This window comes from Ramlibacter sp., assembly GCF_035554825.1.
Lineage (GTDB): Bacteria > Pseudomonadota > Gammaproteobacteria > Burkholderiales > Burkholderiaceae_C > Ramlibacter.
The window spans coordinates 1-16542 of record NZ_DATMHS010000109.1; the positions used below are offsets into that span (position 1 = coordinate 1).

Consider the following 16542-nt stretch of genomic DNA (forward strand, 5'->3'; position numbering starts at 1 on the left):
ACAGTGAAACTCTCGCAACTGGTTCTGGGCGTGTCCCTCGCCTTCGGCTTGGTCGCCGGCGCAGCCGCGCAGACCGTCATGAAGATCAGCATTTCGACGTCGCAGAACTCTCACCAGGGCGTGGCGATCGACACCTTCGCCAAGGAAGTCGAGAAGCGCACCAACGGCCGCTACAAGGTCCAGACCTTCTACAACGGCGCCCTCGGCGGCGAGCGCGAGTCGATGGAGGCCGTGCAGCTGGGCACGCAGGAACTCACGCTGACCTCCACCGGCCCGGTGCCCAACTTCGTGCCGGAAACGAAGATCCTCGACGTGCCCTTCCTGTTCCGCGACAAGGCGCATGCGCGCGCGGTGCTCGACGGCCCGATCGGCCAGGACCTGCTCAAGAAGTTCGAGGCCAAGGGCTTCAAGGCGCTGGTGTGGGCCGAGAACGGCTTCCGCCACATGACGAACAGCAAGCGCGACGTCAAGGCGCCCGAGGACCTCAAGGGCCTGAAGATGCGCACCATGGAGAACCCGGTGCACATCGCCGCCTACAAGGGCTTCGGCATCATCACCACGCCGATGGCGTTCCCGGAAGTGTTCACCGCGCTGCAGCAGGGCACCGTGGACGGCCAGGAGAACCCGCTGTCGGTGATCATCTCCGCCAAGTTCGACCAGGTGCAGAAGCACCTGTCGCTGACCGGCCACGTCTATTCCCCGTGCGTGATCGTGATGAACAAGGCGGCGTTCGACAAGCTGGCGCCGGCGGACAAGCAGGCGTTCCTGGACGCCGCCAAGGAAGCCGCCAAGGCCAACCGGGCGCGCGTCGACGAGGACGACACCAAGGGCGTCGCCGACCTGCGCGCCAAGGGCATGACCGTGATCGACAACATCGACAAGGCCAAGTTCGTGCAGGCGCTGGCGCCGGTGAACGCCGAGTTCGAGAAGCAGTTCGGCAAGGCCAACCTCGAGAAGATCCGCAACTACAAGTGACGCCGGCCCGCCGGTGACGCGAGACGCCCGCAAGTCGACGACTTCCGGGCGTTTTTCCTTCCCTCCCCGCGGGAGGACACGACCAGATGAAAACAGCCTTTCTCGCCTTCGAACGCCGCACCACCGGCTTCGCCATGATCGTTGCCTGCCTGATGATGGCGATCGCCGCCGGGCTCGGCATCTTCCAGATCATCACCCGCTTCGTCCTGGAGCAACCGGCCGAGTGGTCGGAGATCCTGATCCGCTTCAGCCTGATCTGGATGGTGTTCATGGGCATCCCAGCCGCGTTCCGGCAAGGCGCGATGGTCAGCGTCGACGTGCTCTACCGGTGGAGCCCGCCGAAGGTCAAGCGGGCGCTGGACTGGGTGGTGTGCGTTGCCGCACTGGTCCTGATCGCGATCATCATCTGGTGGGGCTGGGACTACGCCCGGCGCGGCAGCGTGCAGACCATGGCGGGACTGGAGGAGGTCTCCATGTTCTGGGCCTACCTGGCGCTGCCGGTCGGCGGCGTCTTCTGCGTCATCGGCATCCTGGGCAACCTGCTGGACCCGGTCCGCATGGAACTGGAGACCGCGCAATGAGCGCCGCCGGACCACTCCAAGGCGCAAGCGCCCCCTGGGGGGCAGCGAGCACACGCAGTGTCGGGCGTGGGCCGGACGCAATCAGCGCCGCCGGACCGTTCCAATCCGCAAGGGCTCCCGGCGGAGCCGCGCCTGCCCGCAGCGACGAGCTTGGGGGGATGGCATGACCACCGCGATGATCAGCACCATGGTGCTGTGCTTTGCACTCACCGTCTCCGTGGCGGTGTCGATCGGCCTGTCGGCCATGCTCGGCATCCAGGTGACCGGGGCGCCGATGCTCATCTCCGTCAAGGAGATGTTCAACTCGATCAACAAGTTTCCGCTGGCCGCCATCCCGTTCTTCATCCTGGCCGGCAACCTGATGGAAACCGGCGGCATCTCGCGCCGGCTGGTGGAGTTCGCCAAGAGCATCGTCGGCGGCATCCAGGGCGGCCTGCCCATGACCTGCGTGCTGACCTGCATGATCTTCGCCGCGGTCTCGGGCTCGTCGGTCGCGACCACCTTCGCCATCGGCGCGATCCTGATCCCCGCGCTGATCAAGCACGGCTACCCCGTCACCTACGCCGCCGCGCTGCAGGCCACCAGCGCCGAGCTGGGCGTCATCATCCCGCCGTCGATTCCGATGATCCTGTACGGCGTCAGCGCCGAGGTCTCGATCGGCGAGCTGTTCATCGCCGGCTTCGGCCCGGGCATCCTGATCGGCGGCGCGCTGATGCTGTTCGTCTGGATCTACTGCAAGTGGAAGGGCTGGGGCAAGAACGACGGCGACGGCCGGCTGCCCTTCGGCCGGGCCCTGGTGCAGGCCGGCTGGGCGCTGATGATGCCGGTGATCATCCTGGGCGGCATCTACGGAGGCGTGTTCACGCCGACCGAGGCGTCGGCCGTGGCCGTGCTCTACGCGCTGGTCGTGGGCATGTTCATCTACCGCGAGATCCGGCTGCCGAACCTGTACGCCATCCTGCGCAAGTCGGTGATCTCGTCGGCCGTGATCATGTTCATCATCGCCAACGCCGGCCTGTTCGCGTTCCTGATCACGCGCGCGGGCGTGCCCGAAGCGATCGGGCTGTGGCTGCAGGAGGTGCTCAAGTCGCCGGCCTACTTCCTGCTCGGCGTCAACGCCGCGCTGTTCATCATCGGCATGTTCATCGAGACCAGCGCCTCGATCATCGTGCTGGCGCCGATCCTGGCGCCGGTGGCGCAGCACTTCGGCATCGACCCGGTGCACTTCGGCCTGATCATGGTGGTGAACCTGGCGCTGGGCATGATCACGCCGCCGTTCGGCGTCAACCTGTTCGCCGCCTGCACCGTGGCGCGGATCTCGCTGGACCGCATGATCAAGCAGTTGATCCCGTTCGTGCTGGTGGTGCTGGCCTGCCTGCTGGTGATCACCTACGTGCCGTCGCTGTCGCTGTCGCTGCGCGACCTCGTGTACGCGAAGTGAGGCGCCGGCCGCAGGCTACAATCCGCCGCGTCAGGAGAGAGTTCCCGCGCGGAACCGCCGAAGGCGCAGGGCCCACCCGAACGCTCAGGCAAAAGGACTGACACAGCGCCCCGTCCGGGGCGCTTCCTTGCTGGAGAGAGGCGGCCCGCCAGGACCGCCCACCGAAGGAGCAAACCCCGTAACGGGGTGAATCTCTCAGGTAAAGCGGACAGCAGGGGCCCGCCCATGGTGTGTACCATGGCTGTCGTCCGCCCCTGGAGAGCCGCGTGCCAGAACAACAGAATCTCCTCGCGACGCCGCTGAACGCGTTGCACCTCGAACTGGGAGCCCGGATGGTTCCCTTCGCCGGCTATTCGATGCCGGTGCAGTATCCGAGCGGCCTGATCGCCGAGCACCGCCATACGCGGGAGGCCGCCGGCCTGTTCGACGTGTCGCACATGGGCCAGCTGCGGCTGGTCGGGCCCGGCGCCGCCGCAGCGTTCGAGAGCCTGATGCCGGTGGACGTGATCGACCTGCCGGTCGGCAAGCAGCGCTACGGCCTGCTGCTCACCGACGAGGGCACGATCATCGACGACCTCATGTTCGTCAACCGCGGCGACGACATCTTCGTGATCGTCAACGGCGCCTGCAAGGCGGCAGACATCGCCCACATCCAGGCGCGCATCGGATCGCGCTGCCAGGTCGTCCCGATGCCGGAGCGCGCGCTGCTGGCGCTGCAGGGACCCAAGGCCGTCGACGCGCTGCAGCGGCTGCTGCCCGGCGTCGGGCAGCTGGTGTTCATGACCGGCCAGCGCGTGGCCTGGCAAGGCGGCGAACTGTTCGTCACCCGCAGCGGCTACACCGGCGAGGACGGCTTCGAGATCTCGGTGCACGAGGCGCAGGCCGAGGCGCTCGCCCGCGCGCTGCTGGCGCAGCCCGAAGTCAAGCCGATCGGGCTGGGCGCGCGCAATTCGCTGCGCCTGGAGGCCGGCCTGTGCCTGTACGGCAACGACATCGACACCACCACCACGCCGGTCGAGGCCGCGCTCACCTGGGCGATCCAGAAGGTGCGGCGCACCGGCGGCGCCCGCGCCGGCGGCTTCCCGGGCGCCGACAAGGTGCTCGGCCAGCTCGACGGCAGCGTGCCGCTGGCGCGCAAGCGCGTCGGACTGGTGGCGCTGGAGCGGGTGCCGGTGCGCGAGCACACCGAATTGCGCGACGCGGGCGGCCGGCCGGTAGGCGAGGTCACCAGCGGGCTGCTGGGACCCACCATCGACAAGCCGGTCGCGATGGCGTACGTCGCCGCCGCCGCGGCGGCGCCGGGCACGCGCGTCGATGCCATCGTGCGCGGCAAGCCGGTACCCATGGAAATCACCAGCATGCCGTTCGTGCCGAACCGCTACTACCGCGGCTGACGGCCAGGCAACTTCCCCCTTCATCGAACACACCAGGAGCAGCACCATGACCGTCAAGTACACCCAGGAGCACGAGTGGATCCAGCTCGAGGACCACGAGGCCGCCGTCGTCGGCATCACGCTGCACGCGCAGGATGCGCTCGGCGACGTGGTCTTCGTGGACCTGCCCGAGGTCGGCCGCAGCTATGCCAAGGGTGAGGTGGCCGGCGTGGTCGAATCGGTGAAGGCCGCCGCCGACGTCTACATGCCGATCGCCGGCGAGGTCACCGAAGTCAACGAGGCACTGCGCTCGGACCCGGGCCTGGCCAACCGCGACCCGATGGGCAATGGCTGGTTCTTCAAGATCCTGATCAAGGACATGGCCGAGTTCGACGAGCTGATGGACGGCCCGGCCTACGAGCAGTTTTCCAAGAACGCCTGACGTTCCCTCTTCCACGCGGGGCGTGCCCGCGGCTTCGGGTCCCGGTCACAGCTCCGGCCCGCCGCCGGCAGCGCACCCCGCCGACCGTCCCTGGAGCCCTCATGTTGATGCAATCCGCCCGCCCGCTCGGCGAGCTCGAAAACCCCGAAGAATTCATCGCCCGCCACATCGGCATCGGCGCCGCCGACGAGCAGCACATGTTGTCGGCCATCGGCGAAAGCTCCAGGCACGCGCTGATCGAAAGCATCGTCCCGCGCTCGATCGCGCGGCGCGACGCGATGAAGCTGCCGCCGGCCGTCACCGAGGCGGCGGCGCTGGCGGAACTCAGGGCGATCGCCGGCCGCAACCAGGTGTTCAAGAGCTTCATCGGCCAGGGCTACCACGGCACGTACATCCCGGCGGTGATCCTGCGCAACGTCCTGGAGAACCCGGCCTGGTACACCGCGTACACGCCGTACCAGGCCGAGATCAGCCAGGGCCGGATGGAGGCGCTGGTGAATTTCCAGACCATGGTCTGTGACCTCACCGGCATGCCGATCGCCAACGCGTCGATGCTGGACGAGGCCACCGCGGCCGCCGAGGCGATGACGCTGGCCAAGCGCAGCGTCAAGAGCCGGTCCAACACCTTCATCGTCGCCGGCGACTGCCATCCGCAGACGATCGAGGTGGTCCAGACGCGCGCCAGGCCGCTGGGCATCGAGGTGCTGGTCGGCGCCGTGCCGGAGCTGATGCAGCAGCACGATTATTTCGGCGTGCTGGCGCAGTACCCGGCCACCAACGGCGCCATCCACGACCTGCGGCCGCACGTGGCGCAGGCGCACGCCAAGGGCGCGGCGTTCTGCGTGGCGGCCGACCTGCTGGCGCTGGCGCTGCTGGCGCCGCCGGGCGAGTGGGATGCCGACATCGTGCTGGGCTCGACGCAGCGCCTGGGCATGCCGATGGGCGCCGGCGGCCCGCACGCCGCCTACCTCGCCTGCCGCGACGAGTACAAGCGCTCGCTGCCGGGACGGCTGGTCGGCGTCAGCATCGACACGCACGGCAATCCGGCCTACCGGCTCGCCCTGCAGACGCGCGAGCAGCACATCCGGCGCGAGAAGGCCACCTCCAACATCTGCACCGCGCAGGTGCTGCCGGCCGTGATCGCCAGCATGTACGCCGTGTACCACGGGCCCGAAGGGCTCAAGCGCATCGCCGGCCGCGTCGCTGCCTACACCGCGATCCTGGCCAAGGGATTGCAGGAGATGGGCTACCAGCTCACGTCCGCGACCGCCTTCGACACGGTCACGGTGCACACCGGCGACGCCACCGACCTGATCGCCGGCCGGGCCCATGCCGCCCGCTGCAACCTGCGCCGCGCCGGCACCGCCGCCCTGGGCATCAGCCTGGACGAGACGACCACCCGCGAGGACCTGGCCCTGCTCTGGTCGTTCTTCGCCAAGCCGGGCCAGGCGGCGCCGCAGCTGGCCGCGTTCGAGAAGGGCATCGAGCCGCTGATTCCGGCGGACCTGCGCCGCGGCAGCCAGTTCCTGCAGCATCCGGTGTTCAACACCCATCATTCCGAGACCGCGATGCTGCGCTACCTGCGCGCGCTGTCGGACAAGGACCTGGCGCTCGATCGCAGCATGATCCCGCTGGGCAGCTGCACGATGAAGCTGAACGCCACCAGCGAGATGATCCCGATCACCTGGCCCGAGTTCGCGCATGTGCACCCGTTCGCGCCGCGCGACCAGCTGCAGGGCTACGCGGAGCTCGACGAGCAGCTGCGCGCCTGGCTGTGCGAGGCCACCGGCTATGCCGGCATCAGCCTGCAGCCCAATGCCGGTTCGCAAGGCGAGTACGCCGGCCTGCTGGCGATCCGGGGCTGGCACGAGAGCCGCGGCGAAGCCCATCGCAACGTCTGCCTGATCCCCTCCTCCGCCCACGGCACCAACCCCGCCAGCGCGCAGATGGCCGGCATGCAGGTGGTGGTCACCGCCTGCGACGCCAACGGCAACGTCGACCTGGACGACCTGCGCGCCAAGTGCGAGCAGCACCAGGACCGGCTGGCCGCGGTGATGATCACCTATCCCAGCACGCACGGCGTGTTCGAGATGCAGGTGCGCGAGCTGTGCGAGATCGTGCACCGCCACGGCGGGCGGGTGTATGTCGACGGCGCCAACATGAACGCGCTGGTCGGCGTCGCGGCGCCGGGCGAGTTCGGCGGCGACGTGAGCCACCTGAACCTGCACAAGACCTTCTGCATCCCGCACGGCGGCGGCGGCCCCGGCGTCGGGCCGGTCTGCGTCGTCGCCGACCTGGTGCCGTTCCTGCCGGGCCACCATGCGGCGGCCGTGGGCGGCGCCTACGTGAGCTCGGCCGGCACGGCGGCCACGCCGCCGGCGCGCCGCGCGGGCGACAAGCCCAGCGGCCTGGGCGCCGTCTCCGCGGCGCCGCTGGGCAATGCCGCGGTGCTCCCGATCAGCTGGATGTATTGCCGCATGATGGGCGCCGACGGCCTGCGCCGGGCCACCGAGGTCGCCATCCTCAACGCCAACTACATCAGCGCCCGGCTGCGCGACCACTATCCGACGCTCTACGCGAGCGAGAACGGCCACGTGGCGCACGAGTGCATCCTGGACCTGCGCCCGATCAAGGAGTCCAGCGGCGTCACGGCCGAGGACGTGGCCAAGCGGCTGATCGACTACGGCTTCCATGCGCCGACCCTGAGCTTCCCGGTCGCCGGCACGCTGATGGTCGAGCCGACGGAGAGCGAGACCCGCGAGGAGCTCGATCGCTTCATCGCCGCCATGATCGCCATCCGCGAGGAGATCCGGCGCGTGGAGCGCGGCGAGTGGCCGCAGGACGACAACCCGCTCAAGCACGCGCCGCACACCGCCGCCGCGCTGCTGCAGCCGCAGTGGCAGCACGCCTATCCGCGCGACGTCGGCGCTGCCGTGCTGGACGAGCGCCGCCATGCCAAGTACTGGCCGCCGGTCGGCCGCGTCGACAACGTCTACGGCGACCGCAACCTGTTCTGCAGTTGCCTGCCGATGTCGGCCTACGAGTGACGGGCCGCCGATCGACGCGCTGATTCTCACCGTCGCCGGCGTCGCCGCCCTGGCCGGCTTCGTGCAGGGCCTGTCGGGCTTCGGCTTCGGCCTGACGGCGATGTCGCTCTGGGCCTGGACGCTGGAGCCGCGGCTGGCGGCGCCGCTGGCGGTGTTCGGCGCCCTCACCGGCCAGGTCATCGCCGCCGTCACGGTCCGCCGCGGCTTCGACTGGAAACGGCTGCTGCCCTTCATCGCCGGCGGCCTGGCCGGCGTGCCGCTCGGCGTGCTCCTGCTGCCGCAGCTGGACATTCCCCTGTTCAAGGCGCTGCTCGGCCTGATGCTGGTGGTGACCTGCCCCTTGATGCTGCTGGCGCCGCGGCTGCCCCGCGTGCGCGGCACGCGCACCGGCGACGCCCTGGCCGGCCTGGCCGGCGGCGCGATGGGCGGCCTGGGCGGCTTCACCGGGGTGGTGCCGACCCTGTGGTGCACCCTGCGCGGCTTCGACAAGGATCTGCAGCGGGCCGTGATCCAGAACTTCAACCTGGCGATGCTGGTCGTCGCCTTCTGCGGCTACTTGGCCACGGGCATCGTTACGCCCGACATGGTGCCGCTGTTCGCGCTGGTCGCGCCGGCGATGCTGATCCCCTCGCTGCTGGGCGCCAGGCTCTACTTCGCCATCAGCGACACCGGTTTCCGCAACGTGGTGCTGGGGCTGCTGACCCTCTCCGGGGTCGCCCTGCTGGTGGCCGCGCTGCCGCTGCTGTGGCAACGCTGGGCCGGCGGCTGAGCCCTCTTGAAAAACGGCGGCCGAGCCGCTACTTCAGGAACGCGCGGCGGCGCCGCGCCTTGCCAATCGCAAATTGCCTTTTCGTCTCAAGGAGAGCAGTGATGATCAACGCATCATTCAGGCCCGCTGCGGACCTCTTCGCCGAGCTGAACCGCTTGCAGGGCATGCTGGACCACGTCTTCCGACCCGCGGAACGCTCGAGCATCCGCGGGCTGACGGGTGCCAGCTTTCCGGTGATCAATGTCGGCACCACGCCCGACTCGGTCGAGATCATGGCGCTGGCCCCCGGCATCGAGCCGCAGAGCCTGCAACTGACCGTGGACCGCGGGCTGCTGGTGATCGCCGGCGAGCGCAAGAGCCAGGTGCCGGAGGACGGCGACAGCACCAGCGTGTATGCGCAGGAGCGGTTTGCCGGCAGCTTCCGCCGCGTCGTGAGCCTGCCCGAAGACGCCGACCCGGCGCGGGTGGACGCCAGCTACCGCGACGGCATCCTGCGCGTGAGCGTGGCCAAGCGCGAATCGTCCAAGCCGCGCCGCATCGAAGTGAGTTGAAGGACTGGCCAAGGAGCGAAGCCATGAACAGCAACATTCAGACCCAGAACCGGCAGGACCGCCTGCCGCAGCGCCAGGAAGGCGAGCCCGACCGCGGCGGGCCGTTCGTCGTGCCGCCGGTGGACGTGTTCGAGAACGAGGCCGGCATCACGCTGCTGGCCGATCTGCCCGGCGTGGCCCGCGAGGGCCTCGGCGTGCGGGTCGATGGCGACAGCCTCTTCATCGAGGCCACCGCGGCGCCGGACGCCCCGGCGCAGATGGAACTGATCTACGGCGAGGTGCAGATCCCCTCGTATCGCCGCCAGTTCACGCTGAGCCGCGAGCTCGATGCGTCCCGGATCGAGGCCGCCCTGAAGGACGGCGTGCTGAAGCTGTCGATTCCCAAGCGGGAAGAAGCCAAGCCACGGCGCATCGAGGTGCGCGTCGGCTGAGGCGGCCACCGCTGCCCTGCCCCCGGGCGGCTGCGGCACGCAGCGCCCGCGGCCATGCCCCGGCCGCCGCGCCGCCCCGGCTTCTGTGCACAATCCGCGTTGCGCGCGCGCCGGCTGCGCCGCGCACCAGCAGTACAGCCGAGGGAGATGGGCGTTGAGCCTGAGAGCCTTCATCGTCGAAGACAACACAGCCATTCGCGACAGCCTGGTGGAAGCGCTGTCCGAGCTGGCGGCGGTGACCACGGTCGGCGTCGCCGGCGCCGAGCAGGCGGCCCGGGAATGGCTCACCGATCCGGGCAACGCGTGGGACCTGGCGATCGTCGACCTGGTGCTGGAGCCGGGCGGCAGCGGCTTCGGCGTGCTGCTGGCGTGCCGCGACCGGCGCCCGCAGCAGAAGGTGGTGGTGCTCACGGCCACCGCCAACCCGGCCGTGCGCCGCCAGTGCGAGGCGCTCGGCAGCGACGGGGTCTTCGACAAGTCGATGCAGACGGACGACCTGATCGACTACTGCGCCGGGCTGGCGCGGGCCAGCCGGCCCTGACGGCGGCGTCAGGCCGCGGCGCCGGCCAGCTGCCGCAGGGCCTGCTCGAACACCTCGGGCGGCTGCCCGCCGGAAATCAGGTGGCGATCGTTGATGACCACGGCGGGCACGGCGTGGATGCCGGCCTGCAGGTAGAACTGTTCCTGCTGCCGCACCTCCTGTGCGTAGGCGCCGCTGGCCAGCACCTCGCGCGCCGCCGCCGGCTCCAGGCCGGCGGCCACGGCGGCGTCGACCAGCACCTCGTGCTCTTCCGGGCTGCGGCCCTGCGTGAAGTAGGCGGCAAAGAGCGCCTTCTTCAGCGCCTGCTGCCGGGCCGGGTCCTGCAGCCCCGCCCAGTGCAGCAGCCGGTGCGCGTCGAAGGTGTTGTAGACCCGGTCGCGGCCCTCCTTGCGGAATTCGAAGCCGACGGCCGCGCCGCGTTCGCGGATCGCGTCGCGCGCGGCCGCCTGCTGCTCGCGCGTGCTGCCGTACTTGCGCGTCAGGTGCTCGGTGATGTCCTCGCCGCCCGGCGCCAGGCCGGGGTTGAGCTCGAACGGCTGCACATGCACTTGCGCGCGCACCTCGCCTTGGAGCCGCCGCAGGGCCAGCTCCAGCGAGGCGAGGCCGATCGCGCACCAGGGGCAGGACACGTCGGAGACGAAATCGATCTTGAGGTCGGCGGGCATGGGGCCATTCTGCGGCAAAGCACCACCCGCTGCATCGCGAGGGCCGTGGCCCGGCCTCAGCTGCCGACCTTGCCCGTCACCGGCAGCACGATGCCGGTGATGTAGCTCGAACAGACCGGGGCGGCCAGGAACACGTAGGCGGGCGAGAGTTCCTCCGGCTGCGCCGGCCGCTTCATGTCGGTCTGCGCTCCGAACTGCGCCACCTGTTCGGCCGGCGCGTCGGCCGGATTGAGCGGCGTCCAGACCGGCCCCGGGGCCACGGCATTCACCCGGATGCCCCGCTCGATCAGGCTGCTCGCCAGCGACATCGTGAAGGCGTGGATCGCGCCCTTGGTCGCCGAGTAATCCAGCAGGTGCGAGCTGCCGCGCAGTCCGACCACCGAACCGGTGTTGATGATGGACGAGCCCTTCTGCAGGTGCGGGATCGCCGCCCGCGCCATGTAGAAGTAGCCGAAGATGTTGGTGCGGAAGGTCTCTTCCAGGCGCGCGTCGGTGATGTCCTGCAGCGAGCTGGCGTGCTCCTGGAAGGCGGCGTTGTTGACCAGTATGTCGAGCTTCTTGAAGCGCGCCACCGTCCGCTCCACGGCCTCGCGGCAAAAGCCCGAGTTCTTCACGTCGCCGGCGATCAGCAGGCACTGCCGCCCTTCCTTCTCCACCGCGCGCTTGGTGTCCTCGGCGTCCTCGTGGGCGTTGAGGTAGACGATCGCCACATCGGCGCCTTCGCGCGCATACAGCACGGCCACCGCGCGGCCGATGCCCGAGTCGCCGCCGGTGATCAGCGCCACCATGCCCTTGAGCTTGTCGCTGCCGCGGTAGTCGGGCGCCTCGTAGCGGGGCTTGAGCGCCATCTGCGCTTCGATGCCGGGCTTTTCCAGGTGCTGGGCCGGCAACGGCGGCTCCGGCTGCGGCCGGGTCCCGGCCTGCACCGCCTTGTCACGCGGCTGGCCGCCACCCTCCCCGGCCCGCGCCTGGTCCTTGCGATCCTGCTCCCGCTGCAACTCGCGCTGGTGGTCGCCGGCACTGTCGCCGGCGCGCGGCGCGTTCCGGGCGCTGGGTTTGTCCATGGGCTGTTCCTTCCGAGGCAAAAGCCCACTATGGCGCGCGCCGCCGCGGCCGGCTGTCGTAAGACCTGAGCGGCGAAAGTAGGACGGCGCTTACCGCCGGCCGGAGGGCGCGGGCCGGCTGGCGCTGAGGTGCCGCTGCACTTCGCTCGGCTCGTGGCCGGCGTGCTGCACGGCGTCGCGCAGCTGGTCGATGGTGACATCGAAGATGCGGCACCAGTACGCGACGTCGGTCTCGCGCGTGAGGTCGATCAGCTGCCGTGATGCGGGTTGCGGGGTGTCGGGCATGGTCAACTCCTGTGCTTGAACGATCAGACCGCCGCTGCCTTCGTCGAGTTCCTCAGGCGCGGCCCAGGTGCTGCAGCCTGGTCGGGTCCACCGGCTTGGTCCAGTGCTCGTCGAAGCCGGCCTGCGCCGCCATCCGCTTGTCCTGCTCCTGGCCCCAGCCCGTCAGCGCCACCAGGCGCGGCTGGCGCGAGCCCGCGCCGGCCCGGATCCGCCGCGCCACCTCGTAGCCGGTGATGTCGGGCAGCCCGATGTCCAGCAGCACGATCTCGGGCGAATGCGCGGCGACCGCTTCCAGCGCCGACAGGCCGTCGTTGGCCACGGCCACTTCCCAGCCCATCATGCGCAGCAACTCCGCCAGCGTGGCGGCCGCGTCGACGTTGTCGTCCACGACCAGGATGCGGTGCGCGGCCGGGCTGTCGGCCGCCAGCGGCTGCGGCCGCGTCTGCTCGTGGCCATGGCGCTGCTCCTGCTGCTCTGGCACCGGGCGCCGCGGCAGCCGGACGACGAACTCGCTGCCTTGCCCGAGCCCCGCGCTGTGGGCCTCGACGGTGCCGCCGTGCAGCCGCACCAGGCCCTCGACCAGCGACAGCCCGATGCCCAGGCCGCCCTGGTGGCGCTCGGCCGGGTGCGTGACCTGGGTGAACAGCCCGAACACCTTGGCCAGCATGTCCGGCGCAATGCCCTCGCCGGTGTCGCGCACCCGCACCACCAGCCACTCGGGCTCGGCGTGCACGACCACGTCGATGCGGCCGCCCGGTCGCGTGTACTTGCTGGCATTGTTCAGGAGATTGGCGAACACCTGCGCCAGCCGCACCGGATCGCCCTCGACTTCCAGCGGCTCGCGCGGCACCTCGAGCGACAGCCCGTGCCGGGCGGACTCGATGTGCGGCCGGCTGGTCTCGATCGCGCTGTGCAGGATCGCCGCCAGGTCGGCCGGCTGCTTCTTCAGCTCGATCTTGCCGGTGCTGATGCGCGAGACATCCAGCAGATCGTCCACCAGGCGCGCGAGCTGGCCGACCTGGCGCTCGATCATGCCGGCGACCTGCAGCACCCGCTGGCTGTCGTGCGGCGCCCGGGTGATGATCGTCAGGCCGTTCCACACCGGCGCCAGCGGGTTGCGCAGCTCGTGCGCCAGCGTCGCCAGGAACACGTCCTTGGCGCGGTCCGACTCCTGCAGCGCCCGCAGCAGCATCGCGTTCTCGAGGGCCACCGCCGCCCGGCGCCCCAGTTCCTCGGCCAGCGCCAGGTCGCCCCGCCGGTACAGCCGGTGCGATTCGCCGGTGACGAAGGTGATCGCTCCCAGCACCTTGCCGCGCACCGCCAGCGGCACGCCGATGTACGAGCGCACGCCCATGGCCCGCAGCATGGCCAGGTAGTCGGTCTGCGCCACCGCACGGTCCAGCAACTCGCCCGTGATCTCGCGGATGCGCTCCGGCTGGCCGGTTCGCAGCACGTTCATCGGCCCTGCGCCGGCGATGCGCCCCGGGTCCGGCGGGAAGCGCCGGTGCAAGTCGCGCGCCAGCTGCTCCTTCGCGGGATCGGAATGGGCGACCGCCACCCGCTCCAGCGCGCCGTCCTCGCCCAGGATGTCGACCATGCACCAGTCGGCGAACTCCGGCACCGCCAGGTGCGCGATCCGGTCCAGCGTGCTCTGGTAGTCGGTCAGCCCGGCCAGCTCGGCGCTGGCCCGGGCCAGGAAGCGCAGATCGCCTTCGACGCGCTTGCGCGGGGTGATGTCCAGGCAGACGCCGGCCACGGCCCAGGCCGCGCCCTGCGCATCGCAGAACAGGCGGCTGCGCGCCTCGATCCAGTGGCAGCTGCCGTCCGGCCAGAGCACGCGGTATTCGATGTGCTGGCTGCGGCGCTGGGCGATGGTGTCGCGCATGGCCTGCAGCACGCGGTCGCGGTCTTCGGGGTGGATCAAGCGCGCGTAGCCGTCCGCCGCCGGCGGCGCCGCGCCCGCCGGCAGCCCGTGGATCTCGGCCATGCCTGGCCACCACACGACCTCGCGCGTCTGCAGGTTGACCTGCCACACGCCCATGCCGCCGACGTCCAGCGCCAGTTGCAGCCGCTGCTCGCTGGCCTGGAGCGTCGCCGTCAGCTCGCGCAGCCGGGCTTCCCCGACGCGCTGCTCGGTGCGGTCGCGCAGGATCTTGACGAAACCGGTGATGGCGCCGCCCTCGTCGCGCAGCGGCATCAGTTCGCCCGAGGCCCAGAAGCGCTCGCCGCCGGCGCGCAGGTGCCAGCGTTCGTCGGCCGCCCGGCCGGCCCGGCGCGCCTGCGCCATCTCGCGCTCGACCGTGCCGCTGGCGTTGTCCTCGGGCGTGAAGAAGCGGTGCACGGTCTGCCCGAGCATGTCCTGCTCGCTCCAGCCCAGCACGCGGCGGGCGCCTTCGTTCCAGCTGGTCACCCGGCCGTCGGTGTCGCAGCCGACGATCGCATAGTCGATGGCGCTCTGGACGATCTGCCGGTAGTGGCGATCGAGGTCCAGCGGCGGCAGTGGACGGTCTGGCATGGCGGCGGAGCGGTTGCGCCAAGCGTAGCCGATTCCCCCGCCGCGGCCAATCGGCCCGCGGCCGCCGCGGCCGCCGCGGGTGCGCGGCGGTCGAGCGCCCCGCTACGCGCAGGTGGCGGCAATGGGCGCGAGCGGCGGCCGCACGTCGGCGTTCTGCGCGCGCTGCCGCAGCACGTGCTCGATCACCACCAGGGCGAGCATGGCTTCGGCGATCGGCGTCGCCCGGATCCCGACGCAGGGATCGTGGCGCCCCTTGGTGACGACCTGCGCCGGCTGGCCCTGGACATCGATCGTCTCGCGCGGGCTCAGGATCGAGCTGGTCGGCTTGATCGCGATCGACACCTCCAGGTCCTGCCCCGTGCTGATGCCCCCGAGCACGCCGCCGGCATTGTTGCTGCGAAAGCCCTGCGGGGTCATCGAATCGCCGTGGCTGGTGCCGCGTTGCGCCACGCTGCCGAAGCCGGCGCCGATCTCGACCCCCTTCACCGCGTTGATGCCCATCATCGCGTAGGCGATGTCGGCGTCGAGCTTGTCGAACAGCGGCTCGCCCAGGCCGGCCGGCATGCCGGAGGCCGTCACCCGCAGGCGGGCGCCGCAGGAGTCGCCCGCCTTGCGCAGGCCGTCCATGTAGCGCTCGAGGTGCGACACGTCGGCCACCGGGGCGAAGAATGGATTGCGCTCGACGTGCTCCCACGCCTCGAATGGGATGGCGATCTCGCCGATCTGCTGCATGCAGCCGCGAAACTCGATGCCGTGGCGTTCGCGCAGCCACTTGCGGGCCACCGCGCCGGCCGCGACCATCGGGGCGGTCAGCCGCGCGGAGGAGCGGCCGCCGCCGCGCGGATCGCGCCGGCCGTATTTCTGCAGGTAGGTGTAGTCGGCGTGCCCCGGCCGGAAGGTCTGCGCGATCTCCGAGTAGTCCTTGCTGCGCTGGTCGGTGTTGCGGATCAGCAGGCAGATCGGCGTGCCGGTGGTCCGGCCCTCGTGCACGCCCGAGAGGATCTCCACCTGGTCGGCCTCCTGGCGCTGCGTCACGTGGCGGCTGGTGCCGGGACGGCGCCGGTCGAGATCGGGCTGGATGTCGGTTGCCGCGAGCGCCAGATCGGGCGGGCAGCCGTCGATCACGCAGCCGATGGCGGGTCCGTGCGACTCACCGAAATTGGTGACCGCAAACAAGGTGCCGAAGGTATTGCCGCTCATGTCGATCTTTCTCGTCGCACTGCGCCAGCGGCGGCAGTGCCGGGGCGCGCGCGGCGCGGCCCCGGATTATCCCAGAGCGGCCCGGGTCTTCAGAGGCGCGGGCCGGCGCCCTGCTCCTCGCCCACCGGCCAGTCGCGGATGTAGGCCTTGAGCATCTGGTTCTCGAAGTTCTGGCTTTCGACGATGGCGCGGGCCACGTCGTAGAAACTGATCACCCCCATCAGGGTGCGCGCGTCCATCACCGGCAGGTAGCGGGCATGGCTCTCGAGCATCAGGTGCCGCACCTCGTCGAGTTCGGTCTGGGTGCCGCAGGTCCTGGGCTGCTGGTCCATCGCCTCGCGGACCTTGATGTCCGACAGCACGCCGGCGTGCCTGACCGTGCACAGGATCACCTCACGGAAGGTCAGCATGCCGACCAGGCTGCCCTGCTCCATCACCACCAGCGAGCCGATGTCCTTGTCGGCCATGATCTCGATCGCGCGGGAGAGCGGCTCGTCCGGAGCCACCGTGTACAGCGTGTTGCCCTTGACCCGCAGAATGTCGCTGACTTTCATGCTGTCTCCTCTGTGGTAGCCCCGGTGACCGGGTGGACCAATATAGCCCACAATCCTGGGCAGTTCCATGGTCTTTCACCCGGAAGTACCAGCATGAACATCTTGAGG

The 16542-nt window shown here is 70.2% G+C and carries 16 protein-coding genes and 2 riboswitches; of the genes, 10 read left to right on the forward strand and 6 right to left on the reverse strand.

The annotated features are described in order from the left end of the window. Positions 1 to 3 precede the first annotated feature (3 nt). The 10 genes from VNT59_RS13620 to VNT59_RS13665 all read left to right on the forward strand — a co-directional run bounded on the left by VNT59_RS13620 (position 4) and on the right by VNT59_RS13665 (position 10151). Complete coding sequence (locus VNT59_RS13620; protein WP_325499011.1) at positions 4 to 975, forward strand: TRAP transporter substrate-binding protein; 972 nt, start codon at positions 4 to 6, stop codon at positions 973 to 975. Positions 976 to 1061: 86 nt separating this feature from the next. Continuing rightward, entirely contained in the window at positions 1062 to 1556 is a 495-nt protein-coding gene (locus VNT59_RS13625; RefSeq protein WP_325498955.1) for a TRAP transporter small permease, read from the forward strand. A gap of 163 nt (positions 1557 to 1719) precedes the next feature. Further along, the gene (locus VNT59_RS13630; protein ID WP_325498956.1) at positions 1720 to 2997 is read left to right on the forward strand and encodes a TRAP transporter large permease; all 1278 of its coding nucleotides are present in this window, start codon (positions 1720 to 1722) and stop codon (positions 2995 to 2997) included. Between the two features lie 21 nt (positions 2998 to 3018). Continuing rightward, positions 3019 to 3107: riboswitch (glycine riboswitch) on the forward strand. A gap of 10 nt (positions 3108 to 3117) precedes the next feature. Next, positions 3118 to 3219, forward strand: a riboswitch (glycine riboswitch). A 44-nt stretch (positions 3220 to 3263) separates the two neighbouring features. After that, positions 3264 to 4391: a glycine cleavage system aminomethyltransferase GcvT gene (gene gcvT, locus VNT59_RS13635; RefSeq protein ID WP_414708393.1), complete on the forward strand. Its 1128-nt coding sequence runs from the start codon at positions 3264 to 3266 to the stop codon at positions 4389 to 4391. Positions 4392 to 4437: 46 nt separating this feature from the next. Next, the gene (gcvH, locus tag VNT59_RS13640) at positions 4438 to 4812 is read left to right on the forward strand and encodes a glycine cleavage system protein GcvH (protein WP_325498957.1); all 375 of its coding nucleotides are present in this window, start codon (positions 4438 to 4440) and stop codon (positions 4810 to 4812) included. Positions 4813 to 4913: 101 nt separating this feature from the next. Next, a complete protein-coding gene (gene gcvP / locus VNT59_RS13645; protein ID WP_325498958.1) occupies positions 4914 to 7859 on the forward strand; it encodes an aminomethyl-transferring glycine dehydrogenase in 2946 nt (981 codons plus the stop codon). A 10-nt stretch (positions 7860 to 7869) separates the two neighbouring features. Further along, positions 7870 to 8628 carry a sulfite exporter TauE/SafE family protein gene (locus tag VNT59_RS13650; RefSeq protein ID WP_325499015.1) on the forward strand — a complete coding sequence of 253 codons (759 nt, stop codon included), beginning with the start codon at positions 7870 to 7872 and terminating at the stop codon, positions 8626 to 8628. A gap of 101 nt (positions 8629 to 8729) precedes the next feature. Further along, positions 8730 to 9179 carry an Hsp20/alpha crystallin family protein gene (locus tag VNT59_RS13655; protein ID WP_325498959.1) on the forward strand — a complete coding sequence of 150 codons (450 nt, stop codon included), beginning with the start codon at positions 8730 to 8732 and terminating at the stop codon, positions 9177 to 9179. 23 nt (positions 9180 to 9202) lie between these two features. Then, positions 9203 to 9610, forward strand: a complete 408-nt coding sequence (locus tag VNT59_RS13660; RefSeq protein ID WP_325498960.1) for an Hsp20/alpha crystallin family protein — start codon at positions 9203 to 9205, stop codon at positions 9608 to 9610. Positions 9611 to 9764: 154 nt separating this feature from the next. Beyond that, entirely contained in the window at positions 9765 to 10151 is a 387-nt protein-coding gene (locus VNT59_RS13665) for a response regulator (protein ID WP_325498961.1), read from the forward strand. A gap of 8 nt (positions 10152 to 10159) precedes the next feature. On the opposite strand, the gene VNT59_RS13670 is transcribed toward VNT59_RS13665, so the two are convergent. The 6 genes from VNT59_RS13670 to VNT59_RS13695 form a co-directional block, all read right to left on the reverse strand. Beyond that, a complete protein-coding gene (locus VNT59_RS13670; protein ID WP_325498962.1) occupies positions 10160 to 10816 on the reverse strand; it encodes a DsbA family oxidoreductase in 657 nt (218 codons plus the stop codon). A 56-nt stretch (positions 10817 to 10872) separates the two neighbouring features. Continuing rightward, the gene (locus tag VNT59_RS13675) at positions 10873 to 11880 is read right to left on the reverse strand and encodes an SDR family oxidoreductase (RefSeq protein ID WP_325498963.1); all 1008 of its coding nucleotides are present in this window, start codon (positions 11878 to 11880) and stop codon (positions 10873 to 10875) included. A gap of 90 nt (positions 11881 to 11970) precedes the next feature. Then, complete coding sequence (locus tag VNT59_RS13680; protein WP_325498964.1) at positions 11971 to 12165, reverse strand: DUF3606 domain-containing protein; 195 nt, start codon at positions 12163 to 12165, stop codon at positions 11971 to 11973. Between the two features lie 52 nt (positions 12166 to 12217). Then, positions 12218 to 14680, reverse strand: a complete 2463-nt coding sequence (locus VNT59_RS13685) for an ATP-binding protein (protein WP_325498965.1) — start codon at positions 14678 to 14680, stop codon at positions 12218 to 12220. 102 nt (positions 14681 to 14782) lie between these two features. Continuing rightward, complete coding sequence (gene aroC, locus VNT59_RS13690) at positions 14783 to 15880, reverse strand: chorismate synthase (protein ID WP_325498966.1); 1098 nt, start codon at positions 15878 to 15880, stop codon at positions 14783 to 14785. An 89-nt stretch (positions 15881 to 15969) separates the two neighbouring features. Then, positions 15970 to 16434, reverse strand: a complete 465-nt coding sequence (locus tag VNT59_RS13695) for a CBS domain-containing protein (protein WP_325498967.1) — start codon at positions 16432 to 16434, stop codon at positions 15970 to 15972. Positions 16435 to 16542 lie beyond the last annotated feature (108 nt).